Origin of the sequence: Cellulomonas sp. NPDC058312 (assembly GCF_042880135.1) — a bacterium.
Taxonomy (GTDB): domain Bacteria; phylum Actinomycetota; class Actinomycetes; order Actinomycetales; family Cellulomonadaceae; genus Cellulomonas.
Genome location: NZ_JBHVZE010000003.1, coordinates 554,920 through 581,094 on the forward strand (window position 1 = coordinate 554,920; position 26,175 = coordinate 581,094).

24 protein-coding genes are annotated in these 26,175 nt (G+C 75.3%); 8 read left to right on the forward strand and 16 right to left on the reverse strand.

Annotated elements, in window-relative coordinates; translation table 11 throughout:
- Positions 1–98: 98 nt before the first annotated feature.
- Genes ACFVXN_RS11515 through ACFVXN_RS11530 form a run of 4 tightly spaced genes read right to left on the reverse strand, consistent with a single transcriptional unit; the run spans position 99 to position 5,111 of the window.
- Positions 99–2,009 carry a glycoside hydrolase family 127 protein gene (locus tag ACFVXN_RS11515; RefSeq protein ID WP_389231993.1) on the reverse strand — a complete coding sequence of 637 codons (1,911 nt, stop codon included), beginning with the start codon at positions 2,007–2,009 and terminating at the stop codon, positions 99–101.
- Positions 2,006–2,830 carry a carbohydrate ABC transporter permease gene (locus ACFVXN_RS11520; RefSeq protein ID WP_389231996.1) on the reverse strand — a complete coding sequence of 275 codons (825 nt, stop codon included), beginning with the start codon at positions 2,828–2,830 and terminating at the stop codon, positions 2,006–2,008. The genes ACFVXN_RS11515 and ACFVXN_RS11520 overlap by 4 nt, the downstream gene beginning before the upstream one ends.
- 5 nt (positions 2,831–2,835) lie before the next feature.
- On the reverse strand, positions 2,836–3,795 hold the full coding sequence (locus ACFVXN_RS11525; protein WP_389231999.1) for a carbohydrate ABC transporter permease: 960 nt from the start codon (positions 3,793–3,795) through the stop codon (positions 2,836–2,838).
- Positions 3,792–5,111: an ABC transporter substrate-binding protein gene (locus ACFVXN_RS11530; protein WP_389232002.1), complete on the reverse strand. Its 1,320-nt coding sequence runs from the start codon at positions 5,109–5,111 to the stop codon at positions 3,792–3,794. Before ACFVXN_RS11530 ends, ACFVXN_RS11525 begins: the two co-directional genes overlap by 4 nt.
- Positions 5,112–5,268: 157 nt before the next feature.
- Between ACFVXN_RS11530 and ACFVXN_RS11535 the strand changes: the two genes are divergently transcribed.
- Both ACFVXN_RS11535 and ACFVXN_RS11540 read left to right on the forward strand, forming a co-directional pair.
- Complete coding sequence (locus tag ACFVXN_RS11535) at positions 5,269–6,294, forward strand: LacI family DNA-binding transcriptional regulator (RefSeq protein ID WP_389232005.1); 1,026 nt, start codon at positions 5,269–5,271, stop codon at positions 6,292–6,294.
- A 735-nt stretch (positions 6,295–7,029) separates the two neighbouring features.
- Complete coding sequence (locus ACFVXN_RS11540; protein ID WP_389232008.1) at positions 7,030–7,794, forward strand: hypothetical protein; 765 nt, start codon at positions 7,030–7,032, stop codon at positions 7,792–7,794.
- A gap of 15 nt (positions 7,795–7,809) precedes the next feature.
- Here ACFVXN_RS11540 and ACFVXN_RS11545 read toward each other — a convergent pair whose 3' ends face one another.
- The 7 genes from ACFVXN_RS11545 to ACFVXN_RS11575 form a co-directional block, all read right to left on the reverse strand.
- Complete coding sequence (locus ACFVXN_RS11545; RefSeq protein WP_389232011.1) at positions 7,810–8,346, reverse strand: hypothetical protein; 537 nt, start codon at positions 8,344–8,346, stop codon at positions 7,810–7,812.
- 221 nt (positions 8,347–8,567) lie between these two features.
- On the reverse strand, positions 8,568–9,536 hold the full coding sequence (locus ACFVXN_RS11550) for a sensor histidine kinase (RefSeq protein WP_389232014.1): 969 nt from the start codon (positions 9,534–9,536) through the stop codon (positions 8,568–8,570).
- Entirely contained in the window at positions 9,533–10,258 is a 726-nt protein-coding gene (locus ACFVXN_RS11555) for a response regulator transcription factor (RefSeq protein WP_389232017.1), read from the reverse strand. The genes ACFVXN_RS11550 and ACFVXN_RS11555 overlap by 4 nt, the downstream gene beginning before the upstream one ends.
- Positions 10,255–10,536 (reverse strand): DUF4190 domain-containing protein, encoded by a 282-nt coding sequence (locus tag ACFVXN_RS11560; protein WP_389232019.1) that lies wholly within the window; start codon positions 10,534–10,536, stop codon positions 10,255–10,257. The genes ACFVXN_RS11555 and ACFVXN_RS11560 overlap by 4 nt, the downstream gene beginning before the upstream one ends.
- Positions 10,537–10,567: 31 nt before the next feature.
- Positions 10,568–11,092: a DUF3060 domain-containing protein gene (locus ACFVXN_RS11565; RefSeq protein WP_389232021.1), complete on the reverse strand. Its 525-nt coding sequence runs from the start codon at positions 11,090–11,092 to the stop codon at positions 10,568–10,570.
- Positions 11,089–12,300, reverse strand: coding sequence for an OmpA family protein (locus ACFVXN_RS11570; RefSeq protein ID WP_389232024.1), 1,212 nt, complete (start codon positions 12,298–12,300; stop codon positions 11,089–11,091). Before ACFVXN_RS11570 ends, ACFVXN_RS11565 begins: the two co-directional genes overlap by 4 nt.
- 136 nt (positions 12,301–12,436) lie before the next feature.
- Complete coding sequence (locus tag ACFVXN_RS11575; RefSeq protein ID WP_389232027.1) at positions 12,437–13,066, reverse strand: Type 1 glutamine amidotransferase-like domain-containing protein; 630 nt, start codon at positions 13,064–13,066, stop codon at positions 12,437–12,439.
- A 180-nt stretch (positions 13,067–13,246) separates the two neighbouring features.
- Here ACFVXN_RS11575 and ACFVXN_RS11580 point away from each other — a divergent pair, with 180 nt between their 5' ends.
- Positions 13,247–14,491 carry a saccharopine dehydrogenase family protein gene (locus ACFVXN_RS11580; protein WP_389232030.1) on the forward strand — a complete coding sequence of 415 codons (1,245 nt, stop codon included), beginning with the start codon at positions 13,247–13,249 and terminating at the stop codon, positions 14,489–14,491.
- Positions 14,492–14,563: 72 nt separating this feature from the next.
- Here the strand turns inward: ACFVXN_RS11580 and ACFVXN_RS11585 are convergent, their stop codons facing one another.
- The 5 genes from ACFVXN_RS11585 to ACFVXN_RS11605 are packed head-to-tail and all read right to left on the reverse strand — an operon-like array spanning position 14,564 to position 19,859.
- Positions 14,564–15,256, reverse strand: coding sequence for a GNAT family N-acetyltransferase (locus tag ACFVXN_RS11585; protein WP_389232033.1), 693 nt, complete (start codon positions 15,254–15,256; stop codon positions 14,564–14,566).
- Positions 15,257–15,296: 40 nt separating this feature from the next.
- Complete coding sequence (gene kdpC / locus ACFVXN_RS11590) at positions 15,297–15,905, reverse strand: potassium-transporting ATPase subunit KdpC (protein ID WP_389232036.1); 609 nt, start codon at positions 15,903–15,905, stop codon at positions 15,297–15,299.
- A 29-nt stretch (positions 15,906–15,934) separates the two neighbouring features.
- Positions 15,935–18,094, reverse strand: a complete 2,160-nt coding sequence (gene kdpB / locus ACFVXN_RS11595) for a potassium-transporting ATPase subunit KdpB (protein ID WP_389232039.1) — start codon at positions 18,092–18,094, stop codon at positions 15,935–15,937.
- A gap of 5 nt (positions 18,095–18,099) precedes the next feature.
- Positions 18,100–19,770 (reverse strand): potassium-transporting ATPase subunit KdpA, encoded by a 1,671-nt coding sequence (gene kdpA, locus ACFVXN_RS11600; protein ID WP_389232042.1) that lies wholly within the window; start codon positions 19,768–19,770, stop codon positions 18,100–18,102.
- Positions 19,770–19,859, reverse strand: coding sequence for a potassium-transporting ATPase subunit F (locus tag ACFVXN_RS11605; RefSeq protein WP_389232045.1), 90 nt, complete (start codon positions 19,857–19,859; stop codon positions 19,770–19,772). Before ACFVXN_RS11605 ends, kdpA begins: the two co-directional genes overlap by 1 nt.
- Positions 19,860–20,149: 290 nt before the next feature.
- On the opposite strand from ACFVXN_RS11605, the gene ACFVXN_RS11610 reads away from it, so the two are divergent.
- The 5 genes from ACFVXN_RS11610 to ACFVXN_RS11630 all read left to right on the forward strand — a co-directional run bounded on the left by ACFVXN_RS11610 (position 20,150) and on the right by ACFVXN_RS11630 (position 26,165).
- Positions 20,150–21,103: an alpha/beta hydrolase gene (locus ACFVXN_RS11610; protein WP_389232048.1), complete on the forward strand. Its 954-nt coding sequence runs from the start codon at positions 20,150–20,152 to the stop codon at positions 21,101–21,103.
- 75 nt (positions 21,104–21,178) lie between these two features.
- Entirely contained in the window at positions 21,179–21,388 is a 210-nt protein-coding gene (locus ACFVXN_RS11615; protein ID WP_389232051.1) for a hypothetical protein, read from the forward strand.
- A gap of 270 nt (positions 21,389–21,658) precedes the next feature.
- Positions 21,659–23,872 carry an anaerobic ribonucleoside-triphosphate reductase gene (gene nrdD / locus ACFVXN_RS11620; protein ID WP_389232613.1) on the forward strand — a complete coding sequence of 738 codons (2,214 nt, stop codon included), beginning with the start codon at positions 21,659–21,661 and terminating at the stop codon, positions 23,870–23,872.
- Position 23,873: 1 nt separating this feature from the next.
- On the forward strand, positions 23,874–24,488 hold the full coding sequence (gene nrdG / locus ACFVXN_RS11625; protein WP_389232054.1) for an anaerobic ribonucleoside-triphosphate reductase activating protein: 615 nt from the start codon (positions 23,874–23,876) through the stop codon (positions 24,486–24,488).
- A 189-nt stretch (positions 24,489–24,677) separates the two neighbouring features.
- Entirely contained in the window at positions 24,678–26,165 is a 1,488-nt protein-coding gene (locus tag ACFVXN_RS11630) for a hypothetical protein (protein WP_389232057.1), read from the forward strand.
- Positions 26,166–26,175: the final 10 nt, after the last annotated feature.

Below are 26,175 nucleotides of genomic sequence, written 5' to 3' on the forward strand. Positions count from 1 at the left end.
CCGGGCGTGTCGGGCAGGAACCGTCCACTCGGCAGGGTGATCAGGTGGGTGGCCGCCGTCCCCCGTCGGCAGCGGGGGGCGGCGGCCGGTTCGGGGGGTCAGGTCGTGGGGAGCCAGACCCGCATCGTGCTCGGGCCGCGGTTGGCCCAGGAGTGGTACGGGACGAGCCGGAGGTCGACCGGCACGGGTTCACCGTCGGGTCCGGGCACGCCGTAGGGCCAGTCGGCGTCGGCGGCCGGCACGAGCCGGCCGGTCAGCCGCGCACCGTCCCCGTCGGCCCGCACGGCCACGTCGGCGTCGACCCGCAGGCCGGCCACGTCCGCCCCGCCGGGCAGGTCGACGGACTCGGCGCACAGCACGACCGGCCCGCGCTCGACCGCGACGGAGCCCCGCACGGCGTCGATCCGCGCGTCCGCCGCTGTGACCCGCGGGGCGACCGGCAGCACCAGCCGCACCTCGTCGCCCGCGGCGAACGCGCGCCGGACCCGGACCTCGCCGGCGTCGACGACCGCGGGCTCGCCGTCGACGGTCGCGCCGTCGGCCGCCCACGCGGGCACCCGCAGCGCCAGGGTCCACTCCCCCGCGGGCGCGTCGACGACCCGGACCCGCACGTCGCCGTCCACCGGGTAGCCGGTCTCGACGTCGATCCCCACCGACCGGCCGTCACCGAGCCGGGTGCGGATCCGCGCGGGCGCGTACTGCTGCACGTGCAGCGCGTCGTCGGACACCGCGGCGACGTACCCGCCGAGCGCCGCGAGCGTGCGGGCCACGTTGGTCGGGCAGCAGGACACCTCGAACCACGGGGCGCGCAGCCGGGACAGCGCCCGCTTGCTGACCTCGTCGTCCGCGGCGGTCTCGCCGGGGACTCGCTTGTGCAGGGGGTTCGTGTAGAAGAACGCCCGGCCGTCCTGCGCCGGCGACGTCGCGACCACGTTGTAGAGGGAGCGCTCGACGACGTCGCCCCACGCGGCCTCGCCGGTCGCGAGCAGCAGCCGCCAGGCGACCATCACCGAGCCGACGCCCGCGCACGTCTCGCAGTACGCGCGGTCGGGCGGCAGCTCGAAGTCGTCGCCGTAGGCCTCGTCCTGGTGGTGCGCGCCCATCCCGCCGGTCAGGTAGGTCCGCCGGGCGAGCGTCCGCTCGTACTGCGCGCGGGCCGCGGCGAGCAGCCCGGCGTCCCCGGTCTCGACGGCGACGTCCACCGCCGCGGCCGTCAGGTACAGCGCGCGGACGGCGTGCCCGCGCAGCACCTCGGCGTCCCGGACCGGCACGTCGTCCTGGTAGTACTCCCGGCCGAGCTCGATGTCCGGCAGGGTGCCCCGGCCGCGGCGCTCGACGAACAGCGCGGCCTGGTCGAGGTACCGGCGCTCGCCGGTGGCGCGGGCCAGCTCGACGAGGGCGACCTCGATCTCCGGGTGCCCGCAGACGGCGTCCCGGCCGTCCGGCCCGAACTCGGCGCAGACCTGGTCGGCGGCGCGCCGGGCGATCGCCACGAGCTCGTCGTCGTGGCCGGTCCGCAGCCGCGCGACGGCGGCCTGCACCAGGTGGCCGACGCAGTACAGCTCGTGCCCCCAGGCCAGGTCGGACCACCGCGGCGGCTGACCGGGTCGCCCGAACCGGGTGTTGAGGTACCCGTCGGGCTCCTGGACGGCGCCGATCTGCGCGGTGAGCTCGGCGATCCGGGCCTCGAGCACGTGGTCGCCGGTGCGGCCGACCTCCCACGCCATCGCCTCGATCATCTTGTAGACGTCGGAGTCGGAGAACTCGCGCCCGGTGCGGTGCTCGGCGAGCGTGCCGTCGAGCGCACGGTCGAAGTTGTCGATCCAGCCGACCCGGGTCTCCCAGTGGTCGCAGTGCGGGATGGTCGCGGCGCCGTTGACGCGCTGCCGGTCGGCCCAGAAGCCACCGGTCAGCACGACCTCGTCGAGGCCGAGGGGTCGCAGGGCGCCGGTGGACGGCACCACGGGGGTCACGGGGGTGGTGGTGGAGGTGTGCACGGAGCTGGTCATCCCTTCAGCGCTCCCGACATGAACCCGTTCACGTAGTGCCGCTGGAGGACCAGGAACAGCAGGACGCACGGGACGGTGAGGACGACGACGCCGGCCTGCGTGGCGCCGTAGTCGATGACCCCCATCACCTGCTGGCGCATGTTGACCAGCGCCAGCGGCAGCGGCTGGTTGTCGCCGCCCACCAGGTACAGGGGGACCATGAAGTCGTTCCACGCGGCGAGGAACGCGAACAGCCCGATCGTGATGAGCCCGGGCTTCACGGCCGGCAGCATCACGCGGCGCAGCGCGCCGAACGACCCGCAGCCGTCGACCAGGGCCGCCTCCTCGAGCTCGCGGGGCACGGACTCGAACGAGATCCGCATCATGAACATCGCGAACGGCAGCTGGAACACCGCGAGCACCAGCCCGACGCCGACGAGCGTGTTGGACAGGCCGAGGTCCTTCAGCCAGATCACCAGCGGGATCAGCAGGGTCGCGTACGGGACCATGAGGATCGACAGGACCAGCAGGAACAGGGCGTCCTTGCCGGGGAACCGGAACCGCGCGAACGCGTAGCCGCCGAGCGTCGCGACCACCAGGGTCACGACCACGGCCGTGGCGGTGATGCCGAGCGAGTTGCCCAGGTAGGTGCCGACGCCGGCCTGGTACGACGCGAGCGTGGCGTAGTTGCCGAACCCGAACCCGTCGACCTGCGCCGACCCCGGCTGGGGGGACACGGACGACGCGGTCGTCCAGATCATCGGGAACAGGAACAGGATGGCCAGGCCGCCGGTGAGGACGTAGAACGGGGTGCGTCCGAGGACGCGGGAGATGCCGGTCACGGGGGTCACTCCTCGGGCGAGCGCCGCAGCGCCTTGAGCTGGACGACGTTCACGACCACCAGGGCCAGCAGCACGATCACCGACAGCGCGGCGGCCATGCCGAGGTCCCGCTTGGACTCGAACGCCAGGTTGTAGATCAGCTGGACGACGGTCATGGTCGAGCCGTCCGGGCCGCCCTTGGTGAGGATGTAGAACTGGTCGAACGCCAGGATCGAGCCGGTGACGCACATGATCGTCGCGAGGGCCAGGGACGGCTTGAGCAGCGGCAGCGTGATCCGGCGGAACACCTGGAGGGTGCGGGCGCCGTCCAGGCGGGCGGCCTCGTACACCTCGTGCGGGATGCCCTGCAGCCCGACGAGCAGCAGCAGCATGTAGAACCCGGCGAACCGCCAGACGACCAGCGCCACCGTCCCCCACAGCGCGCCGTCCGCGGAGCCGAGGACGTTGACCTGCCCGCTGCCGACGCCGAGCCGCGCGAGCCAGCCCGACACGGGGCCGACCTGCGGCGAGTACAGCGCGTAGAAGAGGAGCGACGCCGACGCCAGGCCGAGCGCGGTCGGCAGCAGGAACGCGGTGCGCAGGAACCCGCGCCAGCGCGAGCTCTCCTGCACCAGCAGCGCCAGCCCCAGGCCGAGCCCGATCAGCAGCACCGTGGCGATCACCGTGTAGAGCAGCGTGAACCGCACGGACGGCCAGAACATCCGGTGGTCGAGGACGGCGCCGAAGTTCTCCGGGAAGTTCGTGCCCTGCCGGCCGCCGAGCAGCGACCAGTCGGAGCCCGACATCAGCACGACCAGCACCAGCGGGACCACGAACAGGACGAGCACGAGGACGGCGGTGGGGGTCGCGTACAGCCAGCCCTGGAGAGCGCCGCGGGAGCGGGCGGACCGGCGTCGGCGCTGTGCCGTGCCCGCGCGGGACGGGCTGGCGACCCGTCCCGCGCGGCCGTGGGTGGCGACGGTCACTGGCCCAGCACCTCGGTGATCGCGTCGTTGTCCGCCTCGACGGTGTCGGTGCCCTCGAACGTGGCGTTGCGCATCAGCGTCACCCACGGGCTGCCGGACGCGTTGAACGCCTCGGAGAAGAACTCCGCCACCGGGGTGCGGCCGGACTCGGCGATCTGGTTCATCGTCAGCGCGAGCGGGTCCTCCTGCGCGTACACGTTGTCGAGCAGGGAGTTGCGTCCGGGGACCTCGCCGTTCTTCGCGATGACCTCGAGCTGCGTCTCCTCCGACATCATCCAGGACAGGAAGTTCCACGCCTGGGCGACGGAGTCGGAGTCCTTCGAGATGCCGAGCGCGTCACCGCCGAGGAACGTCGACTGCCCGCCGTCGACGCCGGGGATGCCCGTGACCCCGACGTCGATCCCGGCCTCGACCGCGGCGTAGACCGCGGTGTTCGGGTACGGCATGACGCCGACCTGGCCGTTCGAGAACGGGGCCGTCCACGTCGCGCCGGTCTCCTCCTTCGAGCCCGCGCCGACCGCGCCGGCCTGGTTGAGCTCGTAGTACATCTCGTAGAGCGCCTTCGCCGAGTCGGACGCGACCTGGGCGGTCTTCCCGTCCTCGGACAGCACCTCGTCGCCCGACGCCCACATGGTCGGGAACCAGGTGAAGACGCCGCAGCCGCCGCAGTTGCCGCCGTAGTACGTGCCGGAGACGCCGGGCTTGCCCAGCGCCGCGACCGCCTCGGCCTGCTCCTGGAGCTCGGCCAGGTTCGTCGGCCCCGCCTCGGGGTCGAGGCCGGCCTCGCGGTACAGGTCCTTGTTCCAGACCAGGACGGAGATGTCCTCGACGAACGGCAGCGTGTGCATCGCACCGTCGGGGTCGGTGCCCGCGTCGAGGTGGCCGCGGGTGATGTCGTCCTTGAACTCCAGGCCGTCGATCTGCTCGGTCAGGTCGGTGAACAGCCCGTTCGCCACCCAGTAGGGCAGCCGGACGACGTCGCCGGCCAGCAGGTCGGGCAGCTCGTCGTTGGTCGCGGCGCCGCCGACCTTCCCCTCCATGTCGTCGTTGGGGATGATCTCGAGCTCGACCTGGTTCTCGTGCGACGCGTTGTACGCCTCGACGAGGGTGGTGGCCTGGCGCTCCAGCGGCGCGCGGGTCCACATCGTCAGCGTCGTGCCGTCGTCCACCCCGTCGGGGCCGGCGGACTCCAGCGCGGCGCCGGCGTCCCCGTCGGACCCGGACCCGCAGGCGGCCAGCCCGGCCAGCGCGAGGCCGGCGACGGCCAGGGTGGCGACCGGGCGGAACCCGCGCGATCGGAAGGTGCGGTTGATCATCGTGCTCTCCTCGTGAACTTCGCCGTCGAAGCTGTGCGGGGCGCCCGGGCGGGGCCGCGCTGAGGTTCTGCCGAAACCCTTTTCGGGGAACGTAGCGGCAGTTCCTACCCGTTGGCAAGGGGGTGCACCGAAACGTGATGTGTGTACGATCGCCGGCATGACGACCGCACCGGGGGCCCCGCGCCGGGCCGTCACGCTGGCCGACGTCGCCCGGCTGGCCGGCGTCTCCGTGGCCACGGCGTCCAAGTCGCTCAACGGTCGGCAGCAGGTCCGCGCGGAGACCCGCGAGCGCGTGCTGTCCGCCGCCGAGCAGCTGCAGTTCTCCCCGAACGTGCTGGCCCGGCACCTGCTGAGCGGCCGGTCCGGCACGATCGGCCTGGTCACGCACGACCTCGAGGGCCGGTTCTCGATCCCGACCCTGATGGGCGCCGAGGACGCCGCCGGCACGGGCAAGACGTCGGTGCTGCTCTGCGACGCGCGCGGCGACGCCCTGCGGGAGCAGTACCACGTGCAGGCGCTGCTCGGGCGGCGGGTCGACGGGCTGATGATCGTGGGCGCCCGCCCCGACCCCCGGCCGTCGCTCGGCACCCTGCCCGTCCCGGTCGTGTACGCCTACGCCCCCTCGCAGGACCCCGCCGACATGTCGGTCGTCTCGGACAACGTGCTCGGCGGCCGGCTCGTCGCCGAGCACCTGCTGGCCTGCGGGCGCCGCCGGATCGCGGTCGTCACCGGCGACCCCTCGTACGGCGCCGCGCACGACCGGGCCGCCGGGGTGCGCGCCGCGCTGGACGACGCCGGCGTCACGCCGCTCGGCGAGGACCGCTACGGGGCGTGGACCGAGGAGTGGGGCCGCACCGCGGCGGCGCTCGTCCTCGACCAGCACCCCGACGTCGACGCCATCGCGTGCGGCAGCGACCACATCGCCCGGGGCGTCCTCGACACCCTCCGGGAGGCCGGCCGCCGCGTCCCGGAGGACGTCGCGGTCACCGGGCACGACAACTGGGAGACCCTCGCGCTCAGCGCCCGCCCGCCGCTGACGTCCGTCGACATGCACCTCGAGGAGGTCGGGCGCCGGGCCGCGGCCCTGCTGTTCGACGCCATCGAGGGCCGCGGCCGGTCGGGCACCGAGGTCGTCCCCTGCCGCCTGGTCCCCCGCGGCTCCACCGGCCCCCGCGCGACCTGACCCCGGAGCGGCGGGTGGACGGGTTCACCGGCTGTCGCGCTTCGCCTGACGTCGCGCGCCCTGCGCCTGGGACGACGCGTCCCGCTTCGCTCCGCCGGTCGTCCCGGCGTGGTCCCGGGCCGCCCCCCTGCCCGACGCCGGTCGCCCCCGGGCCCCCGGCGCCCGGGTCGTCCGGGCCCGTGGACCGGTGGGCGCGCGCGGCCGCGAGCCGGTCGACACGCAGCGCGTCGGCGGCCTCCCGCGCGCGCGTCTCCAGCAGCCCGCTCACCCGGGACAACGCGTCCTCGAACACCTCGGCCTTCTGCGCGGCCCGCGCGTTCTTCGGACGGGACGCACCCCGACCGCCGTGCTCCGCGACCCCGGCGGACGCCTGCCGCCGGTAGTTCTTCTGGTGCTTCTTGCGGGCGCGCCGGACCCGGGAGTGCAGCCGCGGATCAGCTGGTCCTCGTCCAACACGGCCATCCGGTCCGGCTCGGTCTCCCGGACCAGGTCACGATCCTCGCCGTTCAGCGCACCGAGCAGGTCGTCCACGGTCGTCCCCCGTCGCCTCGTCGCACGTCGTCGTGCCCTCCCCACCGTCCACCCGGCGGCCGGTGCCCGTCCTCACCCACGGCCGGCGACCCCGACCCCGACCGGCGAGCCCGGTGCCGGCACCGGGCGCCGGACGCCCGGCCTGACCTCGCGGTACGGTCCCGCGTAGCCGGCCGCGCGCCGCCGACCCCCGAGGAGACCTCCGTGACGTACCCGCCCGGCCCGCCGTACCCGCCCGGTCCCGGCTGGGGTCCGCCCGCGCCCTCCGCCCCGGGGGTCGGGGACGCGCTGCGGTTCGGCTGGACCGCGGTGCAGCCGGTGTGGGGACGCGCGGTCCTGCTGTTCCTCGGCCCGGTCCTGGTGTTCCTCGGGGCGGTCGGTGCGATCTACGTCCCGGTCGTGGTGGGCTTCGTCGAGGCCGTCCGCCTGCAGGAGGAGGCGCTGGCCGCGACACCTCCCGGCACGTACACCGGCACCGCGCTCGGGTTCCCGACCGGCGCGATCGTGTGGCTCGCGGTCCTGTTCGTGCTGGTCGCGGTCCTGGGCGCGGGGCTCCAGGTGCTCGGAGCCAGGTTCGGGCTGCTGCTCGTCGACGGCCGGGTGCCGACGGCGCGCGAGCTCTACCGGGGCCACGGGCTCGGCCGGTCGTTCGCCACGTCGCTGCTGGTCACCGCCCTGGGCGCGGTCGGGAGCCTGGTCTTCTACCTCCCCGGGCTCGCTGTCATGGTGCTCGGGCAGCTCGCCGTGTACCTCGCTGTCGACCGGGGGGTCCGGCCGGTCGCAGCCGTCCGCGAGGGGTTCCGGCTGGCGTGGCAGCACGTCGGGACCGTCGCGCTGCTGCTGCTCGCGACGATCGGCGTGAACTGGGTGGGCGGCCTGGTCTGCGGGGTCGGCGTCGCGGCGACGTACCCGATCACGTTCACCGCGACCGCGTGGCTCTACCGCGCCCTCGCCGCCCGCACCCCCTGACCCGGGAGCCGGGCCTCAGGAGGCGACGACCGTGACCACCGCCCGGGTCTCGCTCGTCACCTCGACCGACCACCGGCCGGTGATCTCCACGCCCGGCAGCTCGGTCACCGCGGGCGGCGCGTCGCGGTCGGCGACGTCGGAGCAGTCGGCGGCCGTCTCCGCGACCGTCTCGCCGAGCGACCGCACCGCGACGTGCACGGGACCCGCGTCGACCGACGCGCACACCACCCCCACGGCGAGCACGCCTGACTCCGGCGCCACGCTGGACGATCCGGTCAGCACCTCACCCGGCCCCGCCGCGCCGCCGCCGAAACCGACCCCCTGCCCGGGCGCGACGCGCTGCTCGGCAGCGGCGCTCACCGCGGCCTCGGCGGCCACGAGGTCTGCCTCCGTGGTGTCCGCCGCCCGGATCCCGAGCACGGCGACCACCGCGAGCACGGGCACCACGACCACCAGCCCGGCCACGAGGGCCCGTCGGCGCCGGCCGTGGTCGGCGTGCTGGTCGGTGCGGGGCTCGTCGGCCTCGTCGGTCTCCACGTCGAAGGTCGTCACCCGGTCCAGGCTGCCACGTGCGGCTCCGGCGCGGGGTCAGACCGCCGCCCGCCGCAGCCGCGCGCTGGCCCCTGAGCGTGCCCGCAGGCCTGCTCACCGAGGGCGCATGCGACACCACGAGGGCGTACGCCATCTCATGCGCCCTCGTGGTGTCGCGTACGCCCTCGGCGAGCAGAGGCGCGCAGCGGCGGGGGCGGGCGGGGGCGGGGGGCGGCGGGGGGTCAGGTTGACGGGAGGCGGAGGCGGGCGCTCGTGCCCTGGCCCGGTCGCGAGCGCAGGACGACCGTGCCGCCGTGCCGGTGCGCGACCACCCGGACGAGCGCGAGCCCGAGCCCCGACCCGGGCGTGCCGCGGGCCTGCTCGCCGCGCGCGAGCTCGTCGAACACCCCCTCGATCTCGTGCTCGGGGATGCCGGTGCCGGAGTCGGCGACCTCGACGACCACCACCCCGTCGTCGTCCGTGCCCCGCACCTCCACCGGCGAGTCGGCCGGGGAGAACTTCAGCGCGTTCGCCAGCAGGTTGTAGACCGCGAGGTACAGCAGGTCCGCGTCGCCGCGGACGTGCGGCAGGGGCCAGGGGGCGCGCGGCAGGGTGACGGTGATCGTCCGCGGCACCCCCGACGCGACGGCCTGGTCGCCCAGGTCCGCGACCGCGTCGTGGACGACCTGCGCGACGTCGACGTCCTCCTGCTCGAGCGGGCGGGTCTCGAGCTCGGCGAGCTTGCGCAGCTCCGCGACCAGCCCGGACAGGCGCAGGGTCTGCTGCTGCAGCGTGTCGTGGGCGCGCGCCCGCGCGGGGTCGAGGTCCGCGGGGTCGGGGACCACACCGGGCAGCGCGGCGCGGAGCGCGGTCACCGGGTTCTTCATCTCGTGGTCCAGGCGCAGCAGGAACCGGCGGTGCGCGGCGCGCTCCTCCTCGCGAGCCACGCGCGCCGCCTCGGCGGTCGCGGAGGCGACGGCGGTCCGGCGGCTGCGGCCGGCGGTGGCCACGGCGAGCAGCACGCCGGTCACCAGCAGCCCGGTGCCCCCGAGCACGACCGGCAGCGGCGCCCCGACGAGCACGCGCAGCGACCGACCCGACGCGAGCACCACCGCCGCGGCGAGCAGCCCGAGCACGGCCGGGGCCAGCGCGAGCAGCACCGGGGTCCGCGCGAGCAGCACCGCCCGCGCGGGACGGCCGGACGCGGTCACGCGCGGGCCCCGCGGTGGACGGTGCCGCAGAACCGGTACCCCAGCGACGGCACGGTCTCGACGTACCGGGGCGCGGCGGCGTCGTCGCCCAGCACCCGGCGGATCTCCGCGACCCGGTGGTCGACGGCGCGGCTGCTCACCGCGAGCTCGAACCCCCACAGCGCCTGCAGCAGCCGCTCGCGGGTGTGAAGCTCGTCGGGGTGGGTCATCAGGTAGTCGAGCAGCAGCGACGCCTTCGGGGTGAGCGTCACCTCCCGGCCCGCGAGCCGGACCCGCCGGGCGGTGCGGTCCAGCACCAGGTCGCCGCTGACCAGCGTCTCCGCGGCGGCCAGGGACGGCTGACCCGGGACCGCGCGGCGCAGCACCGCCCGGACGCGGGCGTGCAGCTCCTGCGGGTCGAAGGGCTTGTTGAGGTAGTCGTCCGCGCCCTCCTCCAGGGCGGCCGACCGCTCGGACGACTCCCCGACCTGCGTCAGCAGCACCACGGGCGTCCAGTCGCCCGCCGCCCGCAGCCGCCGGACCACCGACCGGCCGTCGAGCCGCGGCATCAGCACGTCGCACACCAGGATGTCGGGGTGCCAGGTGGCGTGCAGGGCGAGCCCTGCCTCCCCGTCGGCGGCGGTCGCGACCTCGAGCCCGCTGCGGGTGAGGAACGAGGCCAGCCCCTCGCGGATCGCCTCCTCGTCGTCGACGAGCAGCACCCGGGGCGGGGCGTCGGTCACTGCCGCCCGCCCCAGACCAGGAGCCCGCCGACCACCAGCAGCACGACCGCGTACCCGGCGACGGCCAGGTAGCCGAGCACGAGCCCGACGACGGCCGCGGCGCTGCCGCCCTCCCCGCGGGCGCGGATCTGCCGCAGCGCGACGTGGCCGGTGACGACCGGGATCAGGGCGAACCCGCAGAGGCCGAGGACCAGCGTGACCACCGCGAGCACGTTGGTCGGCCGGGGCACGACCGGGACCGGCTGCGGGGCGGGGTGGTACGGGTGCGGCGCGCTCATCGCCGGTCCTCCTGCTGCTCGTCGTGGTGGGTCACCGGGTGCCCGCCTGCCCGTAGGTGCTGCCGGCGCCGAGGTCGGTGACCACCGGCGTACCGGACTCCCAGGTCACGGTGACGTCGGCGGCGTCGATCGTCACCGTCGCGGCGCTGCTGACCGCGACCCGCGCCCCGGCGCCCTCGACGACGACGTCCGTCACGTCGCCCGCGACGACCACCGACCCGGCGCCGGCGACCGTCAGGGTGCCGCAGGCGTCGGTGACCTCCACGGCCTCGGTGGCGCGGGTGGTGCCCGCCTCGCCGCCGGCGCACGCGGTCTGCGCGGTGGTCAGCGGCCGCAGGTCGGTGCGCCCGGGCAGGTCGGGGCCGTCGACGGGGTCCGCCGAGGGCACCGGGTCACGCGGCGTCGTCGGCCGGGGCGACGGCGTGCCGTCCGGGGCGCCGTCGTCCTGCGTCGCGGGCGCGCTCGGCTGCTCGTCGTCCACCACCTCGACGCTGCACCCGGCGAGCGCCACGCCCAGCACGCCCGCGGCCGCGACCGCCCCCCACCGCGTGGTCACGACGTCACCCCCGGCAGCAGGATCTCCACGCGCCGGTTGAGCTGCCGCCCCGCCGGGTTGTCCTGGCCGTCGACCTCGTTCGGCGCGACGGGCCGGTCCTCGCCGTAGCCGACGACGTCGAACGCGGTGCCGACGCCGCGGTCGGCGAGCGCGTCCGCGACCGCCCGCGCCCGGTCCTCGGACAGCCGCTGGTTGAGCGCGGGCGACGACACCGAGTCCGTGTGCCCCTCGACCGAGCCGGCGGGGGCCGCGACCCCCGCGAGCGCCGTCGCCAGGGCGTCGAGCGCCGCGTCGGCGTCGGGGCGGATCTCGGCGGATCCGAAGTCGAACAGCACGCCGGAGTCGAGCGTGAGCGTGGCGCCGCAGGACGGCACCGGGGCGATCACCCCCATCGACGGGAACGCCCCCAGCCGGGGCACCTGCGGCAGCGGGTCGACCTCGACCGGGACGCCGTTCACCAGACCCGTGCCGTCGCCGTGGTTCTGCACCGACAGGTCCGCGTCCGTGTAGGCGCCGGAACCGTCCCCGTAGTTGACGACCTGCACCTCGCCGTCGGTGTACACCCCGGACCCGTCGCCGTAGTTGACGACCGACCGGTCCCCGCGCGACCAGCCGCCGGAGCCGTCGGTGTGCACGTAGACGTGCGTCGTGCCGTCGTCGTAGACCCCGGAGCCGTCGCCGTAGCTGACGACGGAGGTGCCACCGGCCGCGTAGGTGCCGGACCCGTCCCCGTAGACCGTCACGGTCGTGCCGTTGAGGGCGTAGGTGCCGGAGCCGTCGCCGTAGTTGACCACCGACCCGTCGGGGGCGGTGAACACACCCGACCCGTCCCCGTACGCGAGCAGCGCTCCCCGACCGGACTCGACGGCCCCGGTCGCGTCGCAGTGCGTCGGCGTCACCGTCACGCCGGGCACGTCCCCGACAGCCGCGTCCACGTCGAGCGCGAACCCGGCGAGCGACGCGTCGAGCATCGACAGGTCGGGGAGCACGATCAGCGGCACCGGCGGGATCTCCCCGGGGGCGTACCCGGCGACGGCCGGGACCTGGGGCGTCGGGGTCGTGCGGGGCTCGCGGGTGCTGCGCTCGGTCGGCGCGGGCGCGCGGTCGGGGCGCTCCCGGGCGGCGTCGGACCCGGAGGCCCCGCACGCGGTGAGCAGCAGCAGCGAGGCGGCGACCAGGGCGGCGCGGCCGCGGACGGTGTGCGACATGGCAGCACCGTAGGTGACCGGTCGCCGCGACGGGTCGCGAGCCGGTCGCGAGGGCGTCGCAGTCCTGCGACACGGCGCCCGCCGCACCACGTCCGGGGCATCGCCGTGGTCGAGGCCGCCGACATCCCGACCACCGTCACCCCGAGGTGACCACCGACCACCCCGGCCCGGTCACGAGCAGCGCCTCGTCGTCGCAGAGCGGCACCAGCTCGTGGTCCGGCCCGTACCGGGCCAGGGTGCGTCCGATCAGGTCCAGCGGGTAGGGCGGGAGCTTCCCGTCGGCGTGCGGCACCACCACGGCGTCGGTCAGGCCGAGCCCGCGCAGGTCGGTCAGGTCGGGCGCGTCGGCCGGGTCGTCCATCAACGACACGGGCTCGATGCTCGGCCCGGCCACGACCGACCCGGCGCTGCACCCGATGTACGGCAGGCCCGCGCGCACCCGCTCGGCGACCACGGCGTCCGCGCCGGAGGTCCGCAGCGCGTCCAGCAGGGCGAACGTGCTGCCCCCCGCGACGTACAACGCGTCCACGCCGTCGAGCGCCGAGGCCACCCCGCGGGGGTCGGCCCCCGTGAGCCGCACGTCGACGAGCGCGTGCCCGAGCGCGGCGACGCCCGCCCGCTCGGCCGCGACGTACGGGGCGTCGGGGTGCGCGCGGGCGGCGTCGGGGACGTACCCGATCGTCAGCGCCCGACCCGTGGGGGCGTGCGCGGCGAGGAACGCGGGGACGGCACCGAGGCCGAGGGACAGCAGCAGCAGCGAGGTCACCGTCGCGACGGTACGCGAGCCGGTCGGGCACCACGGTCCGGGCTCTGCCGGTCGCGCACCACGGGTCGGGCTCCGCCGGTCGCCCCCCCCCCCCCCGGTCGCGCCCCCGCCGGGCCCGCGCCTACGGTGGCCGGGCCGCACGCGGGCGACCGCCGCCCGCCGCACCCCCGGGAGGCAGCAGTGCCCCAGCCGACGACCGCCCGCGAGCACGACCTGGTGCTGCTGGGAGCCACCGGGTTCGTCGGCGCGCTGACCGCCGAGCACCTGGCTCTGCACGCCCCGACCGGCACGCGGGTGGCGCTCGCCGGCCGGGACCTCGACCGGCTCCGGGCGGTGCGCGCGCGCCTCCCCGGGTCCGCCCGGACGTGGCCCGTGGTCGTCGTCGACGTCCACGACCGCCGCGCGCTCGACCGGCTCGCCGCGTCGGCCACCGCGATCGTCACCACCGTCGGCCCCTACGCCCGGCGCGGACTGCCGGTCGTCGAGGCGTGCGCGGCCGCCGGCACCCACTACGCGGACCTCACCGGCGAGCTCGGGTTCGTCCGGGCAGCGATCGACGCCACCGACCGCCGCGCGCGCGGCACCGGCGCGCGGGTGGTGCACGCGTGCGGCTACGACTCCGTGCCGTCCGACCTCGGCGTGCACCTGCTGCACCGGGCCGCGGAGGCGGACGACGCGGGCGGGCTCACCGCCGTGCACGCCCTCGTCCGGGCCCGCGGCGGCGTCTCCGGCGGCACCGTCGCGTCGATGCTCGACGAGCTCGGGGCCGTGCGCACGGACCCGGCCGCCCGCCGGCTGCACGCCGACCCGTACGCACTGTCCCCCGACCGGGCCGCCGAGCCCGACGCACCGCAGCCGCGCGGCCTCGCCCCGGCGCTGGTCGACGGCCGCTGGGCGGCACCGTTCGTGATGGCCCCGTTCAACTCCCGGGTGGTGCGCCGGTCCAACGCGCTGACCGGCTGGGCCTACGGCCGCGACCTGACCTACACCGAGCACGTCGACGCGGGCCGGGGTCCGCGCGGGCTGGCCGTCGCGCTCGCCGTCACCGCCGCGACCGGCCTCGGCGCCGCGGCCCTGACCCTCCCGCCCGTCCGCGCGCTCGCCTCGCGGGCGCTCCCCGCCCCGGGACAGGGGCCCGACGAGGCCACCCGCCGCGCGGGACGGTTCCGGCACCGGTTCCTGGCCCGCACCCGCGACGGCCGGACCTACGCGGCCCGGGTCGAGGCCGCCGGCGACCCCGGGTACGCCGCGACGGCCGTCATGCTCGGCGAGACGGGGCTCGCGCTCGCGCTCGACGACGCGACGCTGCCCGACCGGGCCGGCTCGCTGACCCCCGCGACCGGGCTCGGGGACGCGCTGGTGGACCGGCTGCGGGCGCGAGGGTTCCGGCTCGACGCGGTGCGGGCGCCGGTCGGACCGGGGTAGGTGGCCCGAGCGGAGCCGGGTGGCCGGGCTGCGTGGTCGGTCGCCGCCACCGGCCGGGAGACCGGGGCCCCGTCACCCGACCTCGGCCCACCGCTCCACCGGCAGCAGCGCCGCGTCGAGGTCGAGCGCCCGGGCCCGCTCCACCGCCCGCGCGAGGGCGGGGTCGGTGCCGGCGGGCCCGCCGGGGGCTGCGGCGTTCTCGGTGAGGAACCGCGCCAGCGTCTCCCCGGGGACGCCCGGGTTCTGGTCGAGCCGGAGCAGCAGCATCCCGTCGACCGGCCGCGCACCCGGACGCAGCGCCGGCTGGGTGTACGGGAACGGGATCAGCCGCGCCCCGTACCGCCCGTAGAACCGCAGCCGCGCGACCGGGTCGCCCTGGGTGGCGTCGGCGGGCCAGTGCCGGGGGTCGTCGACCTCCGCGAGCACGAGGGCGCCCGGTTCCTGCGCGGCCCAGCGGCCGAGCACGTCCCGCAGCAGCCGCGTCCCCAGCCCCAGCCCGCGGGCGTCGGGGTCGACGGCGAGGTAGGTCAGCAGCAGCGCCCGGCGGTCGGCGAACCAGCCGCCGAGCATCACCGCGACCGGCTGCCCGTCCGCGAGCACGACGACCGACGGCGCGGCGCCCGGCCCGGTGAACCCGGAGCGGAGCTCGTCGAGGGTCAGCAGCTCGTCGGGCCGGAACGTGGGGGCGAGCAGCCGGTCGTGCACGCCCGCCACCTCATCCGCGGTCAGGTCGTCGAGGGTCACGTCCACCAGGTCGGCCGTCATGCGCCCGAGCCTAGGCGCGGGGCTCACGGCCGCACGGTCCTCACGGCCGGGCCGCGTCCAGCGCGAGGTTGAGCGTCAGCACGTCCACCCCCGCCTGCCCGAGGTACCCGAGGTCGGGCCCGGTGGTGGCGTCCCGGACCAGGTCGCGGACCGCGTCCTCGGTCATCCCGCGCGCGGCGGCCACACGCGGCACCTGGAGCTCGGCGTACGCGGCGCTGATGTGCGGGTCCAGCCCCGAGCCGGAGGCGGTGACCGCGTCCGCCGGGACGTCGGCGGGGTCCACCCCCTCGAGCTCGGCCACGGCCGCGCGCCGCTCCTCGACGGCGGCGACCAGGTCCGGGTTCTCCGGGCCGAGGTTGCTGCCGCCCGAGGCGGCGGCGTCGTACCCGTCGCCCGCGGCGGACGGGCGGGGCTGGACGTACTGCGGCAGGGGCTCGCCGTCGGCGTCGGTGAACGACTGGCCGATCAGCGACGACCCGACGACCCGCCCGTCGGCGTCGGTCACGAGCGACCCGTCCGCCCGGGTGGGCATCGCGCGGCCGAGGCCGGTGACGAGCAGCGGGTAGCCGACGCCGAGCACGACGGTGAGGACGAGCATCGCGCGCAGCGCGACGGCGACGTGCGGCCAGGTGGTGCGGGGGGAGCTCATGGAAGCGTCCTTCGATCAGGGGGGCGGGGTCAGAAGCCGGGGATCAGGCTGACCAGGAGGTCGACGAGCTTGATCCCGACGAACGGCGCGACCACGCCGCCGAGGCCGTAGACCAGCAGGTTGCGGCCGAGGACCGCCGAGGCGGCCGCCGCGCGGTAGCGGACACCGCGCAGCGCCAGCGGGATCAGGACCACGATCACCAGCGCGTTGAACACGATCGCGGAGAGGATCGCGGACGCCGGCGAGCTCAGGCCCATCACGTTCAGCACCGCGAGCCCGGGGAACACACCCGTGAACATCGCCGGGATGATCGCGAAGTACTTGGCGATGTCGTTGGCGATCGAGAACGTGGTGAGCGCGCCGCGGGTGATGAGCAGCTGCTTGCCGATCCGGACGATGTCGATCAGCTTCGTCGGGTCGGAGTCGAGGTCGACCATGTTGCCGGCCTCCTTCGCGGCCGACGTGCCGGTGTTCATCGCGACGCCGACGTCCGCCTGGGCGAGCGCGGGGGCGTCGTTCGTCCCGTCGCCGGTCATCGCGACCAGGTGGCCGCCCGCCTGCTCCCGCTTGATGAGCGCGAGCTTGTCCTCCGGCGTGGCCTCGGCGAGGTAGTCGTCGACGCCCGCCTCCGCGGCGATGGCCTTGGCGGTGAGCGGGTTGTCGCCGGTGATCATGACCGTGCGGATGCCCATCGCCCGCAGCTCGGCGAACCGCTCCGCGAGCCCCTCCTTGACGACGTCCTTGAGGTGGACGACCCCGAGCACCTGCCCGGCGCCGGACCAGTCCTGCACCGCGACGACCAGCGGGGTGCCGCCGTCGCCGGAGATCCGCCGCACGTGCTCGTCGAGCTCGCGCCGGACCGCGGGGGCGAGCGCGCCCTCCTCCTCGAGCCACGCGACGACGGCCGAGCCGGCGCCCTTGCGGATGCGGGTCACGTCGGCGAGGTCGATGCCGCTCATCCGGGTCTGGGCGGTGAACGGCACCACCTCGGTGCCGGCGGCCGCCGCGGGGACGTCGACGCCCTGCTCGAGCGCGAGGTCGACGATCGACCGGCCCTCCGGCGTGGGGTCGGCGGCGGAGGCCTGCGCGGCGGCCCGGGCGAGCGCGCGGGCGTCGACGCCGTGCAGCGGGACGAACGCGGTCGCGCGCCGGTTGCCGTAGGTGATCGTCCCGGTCTTGTCGAGCAGCAGCGTCGTCACGTCGCCCGCGGCCTCGACGGCGCGGCCGGACATCGCGAGCACGTTCCGCTGCACGAGCCGGTCCATGCCGGCGATGCCGATCGCGGACAGCAGCGCGCCGATCGTCGTCGGGATCAGGCAGACCAGCAGGGCCACCAGCACGGGCACGCTCACGGACGCCCCGGCGTACGAGGCGATCGGGTTCAGCGTCAGGGCGACGACCACGAACACCACGGACAGCGACGCGAGCAGGATGTTCAGCGCGATCTCGTTGGGGGTCTTCTGCCGCGCCGCCCCCTCGACCAGGGCGATCATCCGGTCGACGAACGTCTCACCCGGCTTGGAGGTGATCCGCACGACGATCCGGTCGGACAGCACGCGGGTGCCGCCGGTGACGGCCGACCGGTCGCCGCCGGACTCCCGGACCACCGGGGCGGACTCGCCGGTGATCGCCGACTCGTCCACCGAGGCGATGCCCCAGACGATGTCGCCGTCCCCGGGGACCAGCTCCCCGGCGGTCACGACCACCAGGTCGCCGAGCGTGAGGTCCGGCGACGCGACGGTCCGGGTGCCGGCCCGCTCGGCGCCGGGGTCGCGGGTCGCGTCGTAGTCGACGACGACCGTGGCGGTGGTGCTCGACCGGGTCTGCCGCAGGCTGTCGGCCTGCGCCTTCCCGCGGCCCTCCGCGACAGACTCGGCCAGGTTGGCGAACAGCACCGTGAGCCACAGCCAGACGGCGATGCCCGCCGTGAACGTGCCCGGGATCGCGGTGCCGCCGGACTCCTGCGGACCGCCGAGGAACGGCTCGGCGACGGCCAGCACCGTGGTCAGCACGGCGCCGACCTCGACGACGAACATCACCGGGTTGCGGCACATCAGGCGCGGGTCGAGCTTGCGGACGGCACCGGGCAGCGCGTCGCGCAGCTGCGCGGGGCCGAACGAGCGGGGCGCGGCGGCCCGGGCCGCGGTGGCCTCGGGCGTCGCCGGGGCGTGCGTGAGGGTGGAGGACATCGTGTTCACAGACCTTCCGCCAGGGGACCCAGCGCGAGTACGGGGAAGTAGGTGAGGGCGGTGATGACGACGGTCACGCCCACGAGCAGGCCGACGAACTGCGGCCGGTGGGTCGGCAGCGTGCCGGCGGTCGACGGGACCGTGTCCTGCGCCGCGAGCGAGCCGGCGAGGGCGAGCACCAGCACGATCGGCACGAACCGACCGAGCAGCATCGCGACGCCGAGCGCCGTGTTGAACCACGGGGTGTTGGCGGTGAGGCCCGCGAACGCGGACCCGTTGTTGTTCGCCGCCGAGGTGAACGCGTAGAGCACCTCGGAGAACCCGTGCGGGCCGGGGTTCCAGATCGACGTCGCCTCGACGTCGGCGCGCACGGCGGGGACCGCGAAGCTCAGCGCGGTCCCGGCGAGCACCAGGGTCGGCGTGACGAGGATGAACAGCGACGCGAGCGTGATCTGCCGGGGGCCGATCTTCTTGCCCAGGTACTCCGGCGTCCGCCCGACCATCAGCCCGCCGACGAACACCGTGAGGACCGCGAGCACGAGCATCCCGTAGAGCCCGGAGCCGACGCCGCCGGGCGCGACCTCGCCGAGCATCATGTTGAGCATCGGGAACAGGCCGCCGAGCGCCGTGAACGAGTCGTGCATGCCGTTGACCGCGCCGGTGGAGGTGAGCGTGCTGACGCTGCCGAACAGCGTGGTCGCCGCGACGCCGAACCGCTGCTCCTTGCCCTCCATCGCGGCGCCGGCGAGCTCCGGGGCGGTGCCGGCGCCGCGCAGCTCGACGACCGTCAGCAGGGTGAGGCTGACCAGGAAGATCACGCCCATCGCCGCCAGGACCGCGTACCCCTGCTTCGCGCTGCCGACCATCCGGCCGAACGTCCGGGGCAGGCTGAACGGGATCGCCAGCATGAGCACCACCTGGAACAGGGAGGTCCACGCCGTCGGGTTCTCGAACGGGTGCGCGGAGTTCGCGTTGAAGAACCCGCCGCCGTTCGTGCCGAGCAGCTTCACGGCCTCCTGCGACGCGACCGGCCCGCCCGGGATCGACTGCGTCCCGCCGGCCAGCGTCGTCACCTCGGTGAACCCGGACCAGCTCTGGATCACGCCGCCGGCGATCAGCACCACCGCGGCGAGCACCGCCACCGGCAGCAGGATCCGCACGGTGCCACGGGTCAGGTCGACCCAGAACGAGCCGATCGTCCCGGACCGGCGCCGGGCGAACCCGCGCACGAGGGCCACCGCGACGGCCATCCCGACGGCGGCCGACACGACGTTCTGCACGGCGAGGCCGAGCACCTGCACCGCGTACCCGAGGGTGACGTCGGGCGAGTAGGACTGCCAGTTGGTGTTGGTGACGAACGAGATCGCCGTGTTGAACGCGAGGTGCTCGCCGACCGCGGGCATCCCGAGGTCGTACGGCAGCCAGGTCTGCACCCGCTGGAGCAGGTACACCAGCAGCACCCCGACCAGCGAGAACGCCAGGAGGCTGCGGACGTAGGACCGCCAGCTCTGCTCGGACGCCGGGTCGGCTCCGATCAGCCGGTAGAACCCGCGCTCGACCCGCAGGTCCCGCGGACTCGTGTAGACGTGCGCCATGTAGTCGCCGAGGGGGCGGTGGAGCGCGGCGAGCACCAGGACGACGGTGAGCACCTGGGCCACCGCCTGCCAGCCCGCCATCAGAACCGCTCCGGCTGCACGAGCGCCCACAGCAGGTAGCCGAGCGCCGCGACCCCGAGGGCGGCCGCGACCAGGTCGACGACGATCACAGCTTCTCGACCCCCGCCGCCACCGCTCCCACGAGCGCGAACAGGGCGAGCACGCCCCCGATGAACACCACGTCCAGCACGACAGGACTCCCGACGACACGTGCGGGCCGCGCCGGCCGGTCGGCCGCTGCGGCGGCCCCCGCGTGGAGGGCCGTCGACCATCAGACGCCCGCCCGGAGGGCCTGCCGACCGTCCTCACGGTTCCCATACGGCCCGCTGCACGGTCCTGACGGTTCCCGTGCACCGCGGGCGATCCTCAGCATGCTGAGGATCGCGGCTATGCTCACCGGGTGACCTCGCGGACCCTCGTCCTCGCCCTGCGCGCCCTCGTCGGCGTCGCCCTGCTCGTCGCACCGGGGTGGGCGATCGCCTCCACCGGGGACGCCGTCGCGCACCAGCACCCGTCGCTCGGCGCGCTGCTCGCGGTCAGCGCGGTCGCCGGCGCCGCCCTGCTGGCCGCCGCCGTCGTCGGGTGGGTCCGGCGCGACGCCGGGCGACCGGCCCGGCGCCGGGTGCTGCGGGCCGTCGGCACGGTCGTCGTGCTCGTGCTGGGCGCGGTGCTGGCGGCGGCGACCGCGTGGCTCCGGCCGTTCCCCGCCACGCAGCCGGCGCTCGACGCGCTCGTGAGCGACGACGCCGTCGAGGTGCAGGAGGCCGCCGGCTGGTACGCGTTCGTCCCGCGGGGCGCCGAGCCCACCACCGGTCTGGTCTACTCGCCCGGCGCCCGCGTCGACGTCCGCGCCACCGCCGCCGTGCTGCGGCCGCTCGCCGAGGCCGGCTACCTGGTGGTCGCCCTCAAGGAGCCGCTCGGGATCGCCCTGACGTCGGTGGACCAGTCGGCGTCCGCGATCGCGGCGTTCGACGGCGTCGAGCACTGGGCCGTGGGCGGGCACTCCCTCGGCGGGGTCGCCGCGTCCTCGTTCGCCGCCGCGCACGACGACGTCGTCGACGGCCTGCTCCTGCACGCGTCCTACCCGCTGGGCGACCTGCGCGACGCGGACCTGCTCGTCACGTCGGTGTCCGGCTCGCGGGACGGGCTGACCACCCCCGCGGACGTCGAGGCGTCGCGCGCGGACCTGCCTCCGAGCACGACGTTCGTCGAGGTCGAGGGCGCGGTGCACGCGTTCTTCGCCGACTACGGCCCGCAGCCCGGCGACGGCGAGCCGGGGGTGTCGCGCGCGACGGCGCAGGCGGAGGTCGTCGCCGCGAGCCGCGCGGCGCTGGACGCGGTCGCCGGGGACTAACGCCGTGGGCACCCGGGTTGTACCGGGTGGATCCACCCGGGCCCGCGAGCCCGCGACCGCGAGAGGGACACCGCCATGACGACCGACCAGGCCACCGACACCCGCCCGACCACCGACACCGGCTGGGTCGACCCGCGCGAGCAGATCGAGGTCGGCGTCCTGCTGCCGAACGGCCGCCTGGTGGGCCGGCGCTTCTTCTCCCGCGAGGAGGCCGAGGCCTGGGCCCGCCCCGAGGAGGGCGAGCAGGTCGTGGAGTACAACCTCGTCTGCGAGTGCAACGTCTGACCCCGACCCCCCGCCCTCACGCCCACGCCCACGCCCACGCCCACGCCCAGATAGGACCGTCGCCGCGAGACAGGGCCACCGGACGTCCTTCCTCGGCGCGGCGGACCTGTCTCGGCGTGGGCGGCAGCGCGCCGACGTGCGCTAACGCCGCACGTCCGGCGGCGGTTGGGCCCTTGGGCCCAGACGCGGGCCGCCACCAGATCTAGTGTCACACCCGTGTAGTTCGCACTAGATGTAGTGCGGCGGTGACGGGGATGGGGCAGCGTGACGATGATCGACCTGGCTGTGGCAGCGCGTGCGACGGAGCACGAGCGGGAGGTGGCGCCGACCCGCCTGACGGTGCGCAAGCGCGACGGCCGCGCCCTGCCGTTCGACGCCGGGCGCATCCACGCCGCGGTCACCAAGGCGTTCGTCGAGGTGCACGGCGAGGTCAGCCCGCTGCACCGGCTCCGGATCGCCGAGCTGGTCGACGGCGCGGTCGACGAGCTCGCCACCCGGTACGCCGGCGAGGTCCGGATCTACGAGATCCAGAACGTCGTGGAGCACACGCTGCTCGAGCAGCACGAGTACGAGGTCGCGAGCGCCTACATCGACTACCGCGTGCAGCGGGACCTCGCGCGCAGCCGGGCGCTCGACGTCAACCACTCCGTCGGCCAGCTGGTCGGCAAGGAGCAGACGGTCGTCCACGAGAACGCCAACAAGGACGCCGACGTCTTCAACACCCAGCGCGACCTCACCGCCGGCGCGGTCGGCAAGGCGATCGGGCTGCGGATGCTCCCCGCCCACGTCGCGAACGCGCACGCCAAGGGCGACCTGCACTACCACGACCTCGACTACCACCCCTACGCGCCGATGACGAACTGCTGCCTCATCGACTTCCGGACCATGCTGTCCGAGGGGTTCCGGATCGGGAACGCGCAGGTCGACCCGCCGCGGTCCATCCAGACCGCGACCGCGCAGATCTCGCAGATCATCGCCAACGTGTCCTCCAGCCAGTACGGCGGCTGCTCCGTCAACCGGATCGACGAGCTGCTCGCCCCCTACGCCGAGCGGAACTTCGCCAAGCACCTCGCGGACGCCGAGCGGTGGATCGCCGACCCCGCGCAGCACCGTGCCTACGCGGAGGAGAAGACCCGCAAGGACGTCTACGACGCCATGCAGTCCCTCGAGTACGAGATCAACACCCTGTTCACGTCGAACGGGCAGACGCCGTTCACGTCGGTCGGGTTCGGGCTCGGCCTGGGCTGGTTCGAGCGGGAGATCCAGCGGGCGATCCTGCAGATCCGGATCGGCGGCCTCGGCAAGGAGCGGCGCACCGCGATCTTCCCGAAGCTCATCTTCACGCTGCGCCGGGGCGTGAACCTCGAACCCGCCGACCCGAACTACGACCTCAAGCAGCTCGCCGTGGAGTGCGCGACCAAGCGCATGTACCCGGACATCCTGAGCTACGACAAGATCGTCGAGATCACCGGCAGCTTCAAGGTGCCGATGGGCTGCCGGTCGTTCCTGCAGGGCTGGACCGACGAGTCCGGGCAGGACGTCGTCGAGGGCCGGATGAACCTCGGCGTGGTCACGCTGAACATCCCGCGGATCGCCCTGGAGACCCGCGGCGACACCGAGGCGTTCTGGGCGCTGCTGGACGAGCGGCTCGCGACCGTCCACGACGCGCTGCTCTACCGGGTCGAGCGGTGCAAGGAGGCCGTGCCCGCCAACGCCCCGATCCTCTACGTGCACGGGGCGTTCGGCCAGCGGCTCGCGCCCGACGACGACGTGGACGCCCTGTTCCGCGGCGGCCGCGCGACGGTGTCCCTCGGCTACATCGGCCTGTACGAGGCGGCGGCGGCGTTCTTCGGCGGGGCGTGGGAGCACGACCCCGCGGCGAAGGAGTTCACGCTGCGGGTCCTGCGCACCCTCGCCGAGCACGCACGGGCCTGGACCGCCGAGCACGGGTACCAGTTCTCGGTCTACGCCACCCCGAGCGAGAGCCTGACCGACCGGTTCTGCCGCCTCGACCGGAAGAAGTTCGGCGCCGTCCCGGACATCACCGACAAGGACTACTACACGAACTCGTTCCACTACGACGTCCGCAAGTCGCCGACCCCGTTCGAGAAGCTCGACTTCGAGCAGGACTACGCGCCGCTGACCTCGGGCGGGTTCATCCACTACTGCGAGTACCCCGTGCTCCAGCAGAACCCGAAGGCGCTCGAGGCCGTCTGGGACTACGCCTACGACCGGGTGGGCTACCTCGGCACCAACACCCCCATCGACCACTGCCTGGCCTGCGACTTCGAGGGCGACTTCACGCCCACCGAGCGCGGGTTCGCCTGCCCGGCCTGCGGCAACGACGACCCCCGCACCTGCGACGTCGTCAAGCGCACCTGCGGCTACCTCGGCAACCCCCAGCAGCGCCCGATGGTGCACGGCCGGCACGTCGAGATCTCGTCCCGGGTCAAGCACATGGCCGGCCCCGACGCCCGGGGCTGACGTGGCACGCGACCCGCGGCCCGACTGGCAGTCCGCACGCCTCAGCCAGGACCGGGTGGCCGACTACAAGCCGTTCGTCATGGTCGACGGCGAGGGCGTGCGGTGCAGCCTGTACGTCAGCGGCTGCCCGTTCGCCTGCGCCGGCTGCTTCAACGAGGCCGCGTGGTCGTTCCGGTACGGCACCGTGTTCGACGACTCCCTCGACGACCGGATCGCCGCCGACCTCGCCCACCCCGCCGTGCAGGGCCTGTCGCTGCTCGGCGGGGAGCCGTTCCTCAGCACCGCCGTCTGCCTGCGGGTCGTGCGACGGCTGCGGGCCGAGCACGGCCACGCCCGCGACGTCTGGTGCTGGACGGGCTACCGGTTCGAGGAGCTGCTGGACTGGGCCGCCGCCGGGCACGACGACAAGGCCGCGCTGCTCGCCGAGGTGGACGTGCTGGTCGACGGCCGGTTCGAGCTCGCCCAGCGGGACCTCGGGTTGGCCTTCCGCGGCAGCCGCAACCAGCGGGTGCTGGACGTCCCGGCATCCCTACGAGCCGGTCGGGCGGTCCCGTGCCCCCAGGTCCCGGACGCCCCCCACCCCCCTGCCCCGGTGGACCGCCGCGCCCTCATCTGACGCGAGGGCGCAACCGACACCACGAGGGCGTACGTCGTGGCGTACGCCCTCGTGGTGTCGCGTGCGCCCTCGCGGGGGGCGGGGTGGGGGGGTGGGGGGCGGGGTGGGGGTGGGCCATCCGGGCGATTCGCGGGGCGGGGTGGACCAACGGGCTGCGCGCGGGGACCGACGACCGCCATAGTGCTCCCCGTGACCTCGACCGCCCCGCCCTCGGAGCCCACCGGCCTGGACGACGCCGCGGAGCTCCGGTCCGCCTGGGCGACGGCCGCGGACGAGGTGGACGCCCTGGCGGTGGCCGAGCGGCTGCTCGCGTCGGTCCCCGCCGACCACGAGGCGGCCCGGACCGCCCAGCGCGCGCGCCTGCTGCTCGTCCTCGGCCGCCCCGCGGACGCGCTGGCGCTCCTCCCGGACGCCGACCGGGCGCAGCTGCTCGTCGACAAGCCGCGCGGCTGGGCCGACGTCGTCGCGCTGGCCTGCTGGACCGCACAGGGCGACGCCGAGGCCCGCGGCGCCCTCCTGCGGTTCGGCGCGACGCTGCCGCCCTCGCACGCCCCGGTCCACGCGGACCTCGTCGCCGCGGCCGCCGAGCAGGCGGGCGACCTGACGCTCGCCGACGACGCCGCGCTCGGCCTCCCGGCGCACCGCACGCCGTTCTCCGTCCGGCGACGGGCCGTCGCGCACCTGCGGCAGCGCGGCGGCGAGCCGGGGCGCGTGGCCGCCACGGTGCTCGACGTGGCCCAGGCCCTGCTCGAGGTCGAGCCGCGCGCCGACCGCGACACCGTCGTCGTCGAGGGCGTCGTCGACGACCTCGCCCGCCGTCAGGACGGCGCGGCGGCCCTGCTCCTGCTCGACACCCTCGCCGACCTGCGTCCGGGCAGCACCGCCATCGGCGCGCTCCGTCGTCAGATCCCGCTGCGGGTGGCCCGGCTGGCGGCGGCGATGCCGTTCCTGGTCGCGCTGGTGGGCTCCGCGCTCCTCGTGGCCGCGACCGCGCTGATCCACCTGCCGGTGGCCGTCGTCGCGGCTGGTGTCCCGACGCTCTGGTTCGGGGCGTTCCGCACCCGGCCGCGGACGATGCCGCAGCTCGGCGAGGTCGACGAGCAGGCCGCGCGCCTGATCCGCCGCCGGACCAGGGCGACGTTCGGCGGTCGCGCGGCACGGGTCGCGTTCGCGGTGCTCGCCGGGGCGGTCGGGGTGATCGCCGCGCTGTTCGTCACGGTCCTCGTCTCGGAGGCCGTCGCGCCCGGCGTCGAGCTGGGCGAGAGCCGCGTGCTGGACCTGTCCGTGCTGGCGACGGTGATCGTCGGTGCGATCGGCGCGCCCGCGGCGATGGGACGGCTGCGCCGCTGGAACCTGGTCCGGCAGGCCGCGCGGTCCGAGGCGCGCGCACGCGAGCAGGAGCTGGTCGACCTGCAGCGGTGCGCGTGCTGGCAGGCCTCCCACCTGCGCGGGGAGGTGGCCGAGGGCTACGCCGCCCAGCACCTGCAGGGTGGCGACGACGGCCTCCTGGACGGCGTCGACCTCGGGGACGCGTCCGTGGTCCGGACCTGCCCGGCGACCGGGCTGCGCTGGCTGCTCGTCCGGCACGCGTCCGAGCCGGGCGCCGTCCTGCTGCGGGGCACCGCCGCCGGCCCGAAGCCGTTCGTCGCCGACTCGGGGACCGGCGGCTACCTCTGACCGGACGGCG

Coding starts and splice junctions, on each gene's coding strand:
- ACFVXN_RS11515 (WP_389231993.1), bottom strand. CDS start 2,009: ATGACCAGCTCCGTGCACACCTCCACCACCACCCCCGTGACCCCCGTG.
- ACFVXN_RS11530 (WP_389232002.1), bottom strand. CDS start 5,111: ATGATCAACCGCACCTTCCGATCGCGCGGGTTCCGCCCGGTCGCCACC.
- ACFVXN_RS11535 (WP_389232005.1), top strand. CDS start 5,269: ATGACGACCGCACCGGGGGCCCCGCGCCGGGCCGTCACGCTGGCCGAC.
- ACFVXN_RS11560 (WP_389232019.1), bottom strand. CDS start 10,536: ATGAGCGCGCCGCACCCGTACCACCCCGCCCCGCAGCCGGTCCCGGTC.
- ACFVXN_RS11570 (WP_389232024.1), bottom strand. CDS start 12,300: ATGTCGCACACCGTCCGCGGCCGCGCCGCCCTGGTCGCCGCCTCGCTG.
- ACFVXN_RS11585 (WP_389232033.1), bottom strand. CDS start 15,256: ATGACGGCCGACCTGGTGGACGTGACCCTCGACGACCTGACCGCGGAT.
- kdpC (WP_389232036.1), bottom strand. CDS start 15,905: ATGAGCTCCCCCCGCACCACCTGGCCGCACGTCGCCGTCGCGCTGCGC.
- kdpB (WP_389232039.1), bottom strand. CDS start 18,094: ATGTCCTCCACCCTCACGCACGCCCCGGCGACGCCCGAGGCCACCGCG.
- kdpA (WP_389232042.1), bottom strand. CDS start 19,770: ATGGCGGGCTGGCAGGCGGTGGCCCAGGTGCTCACCGTCGTCCTGGTG.
- ACFVXN_RS11615 (WP_389232051.1), top strand. CDS start 21,179: ATGACGACCGACCAGGCCACCGACACCCGCCCGACCACCGACACCGGC.
- nrdD (WP_389232613.1), top strand. CDS start 21,659: ATGATCGACCTGGCTGTGGCAGCGCGTGCGACGGAGCACGAGCGGGAG.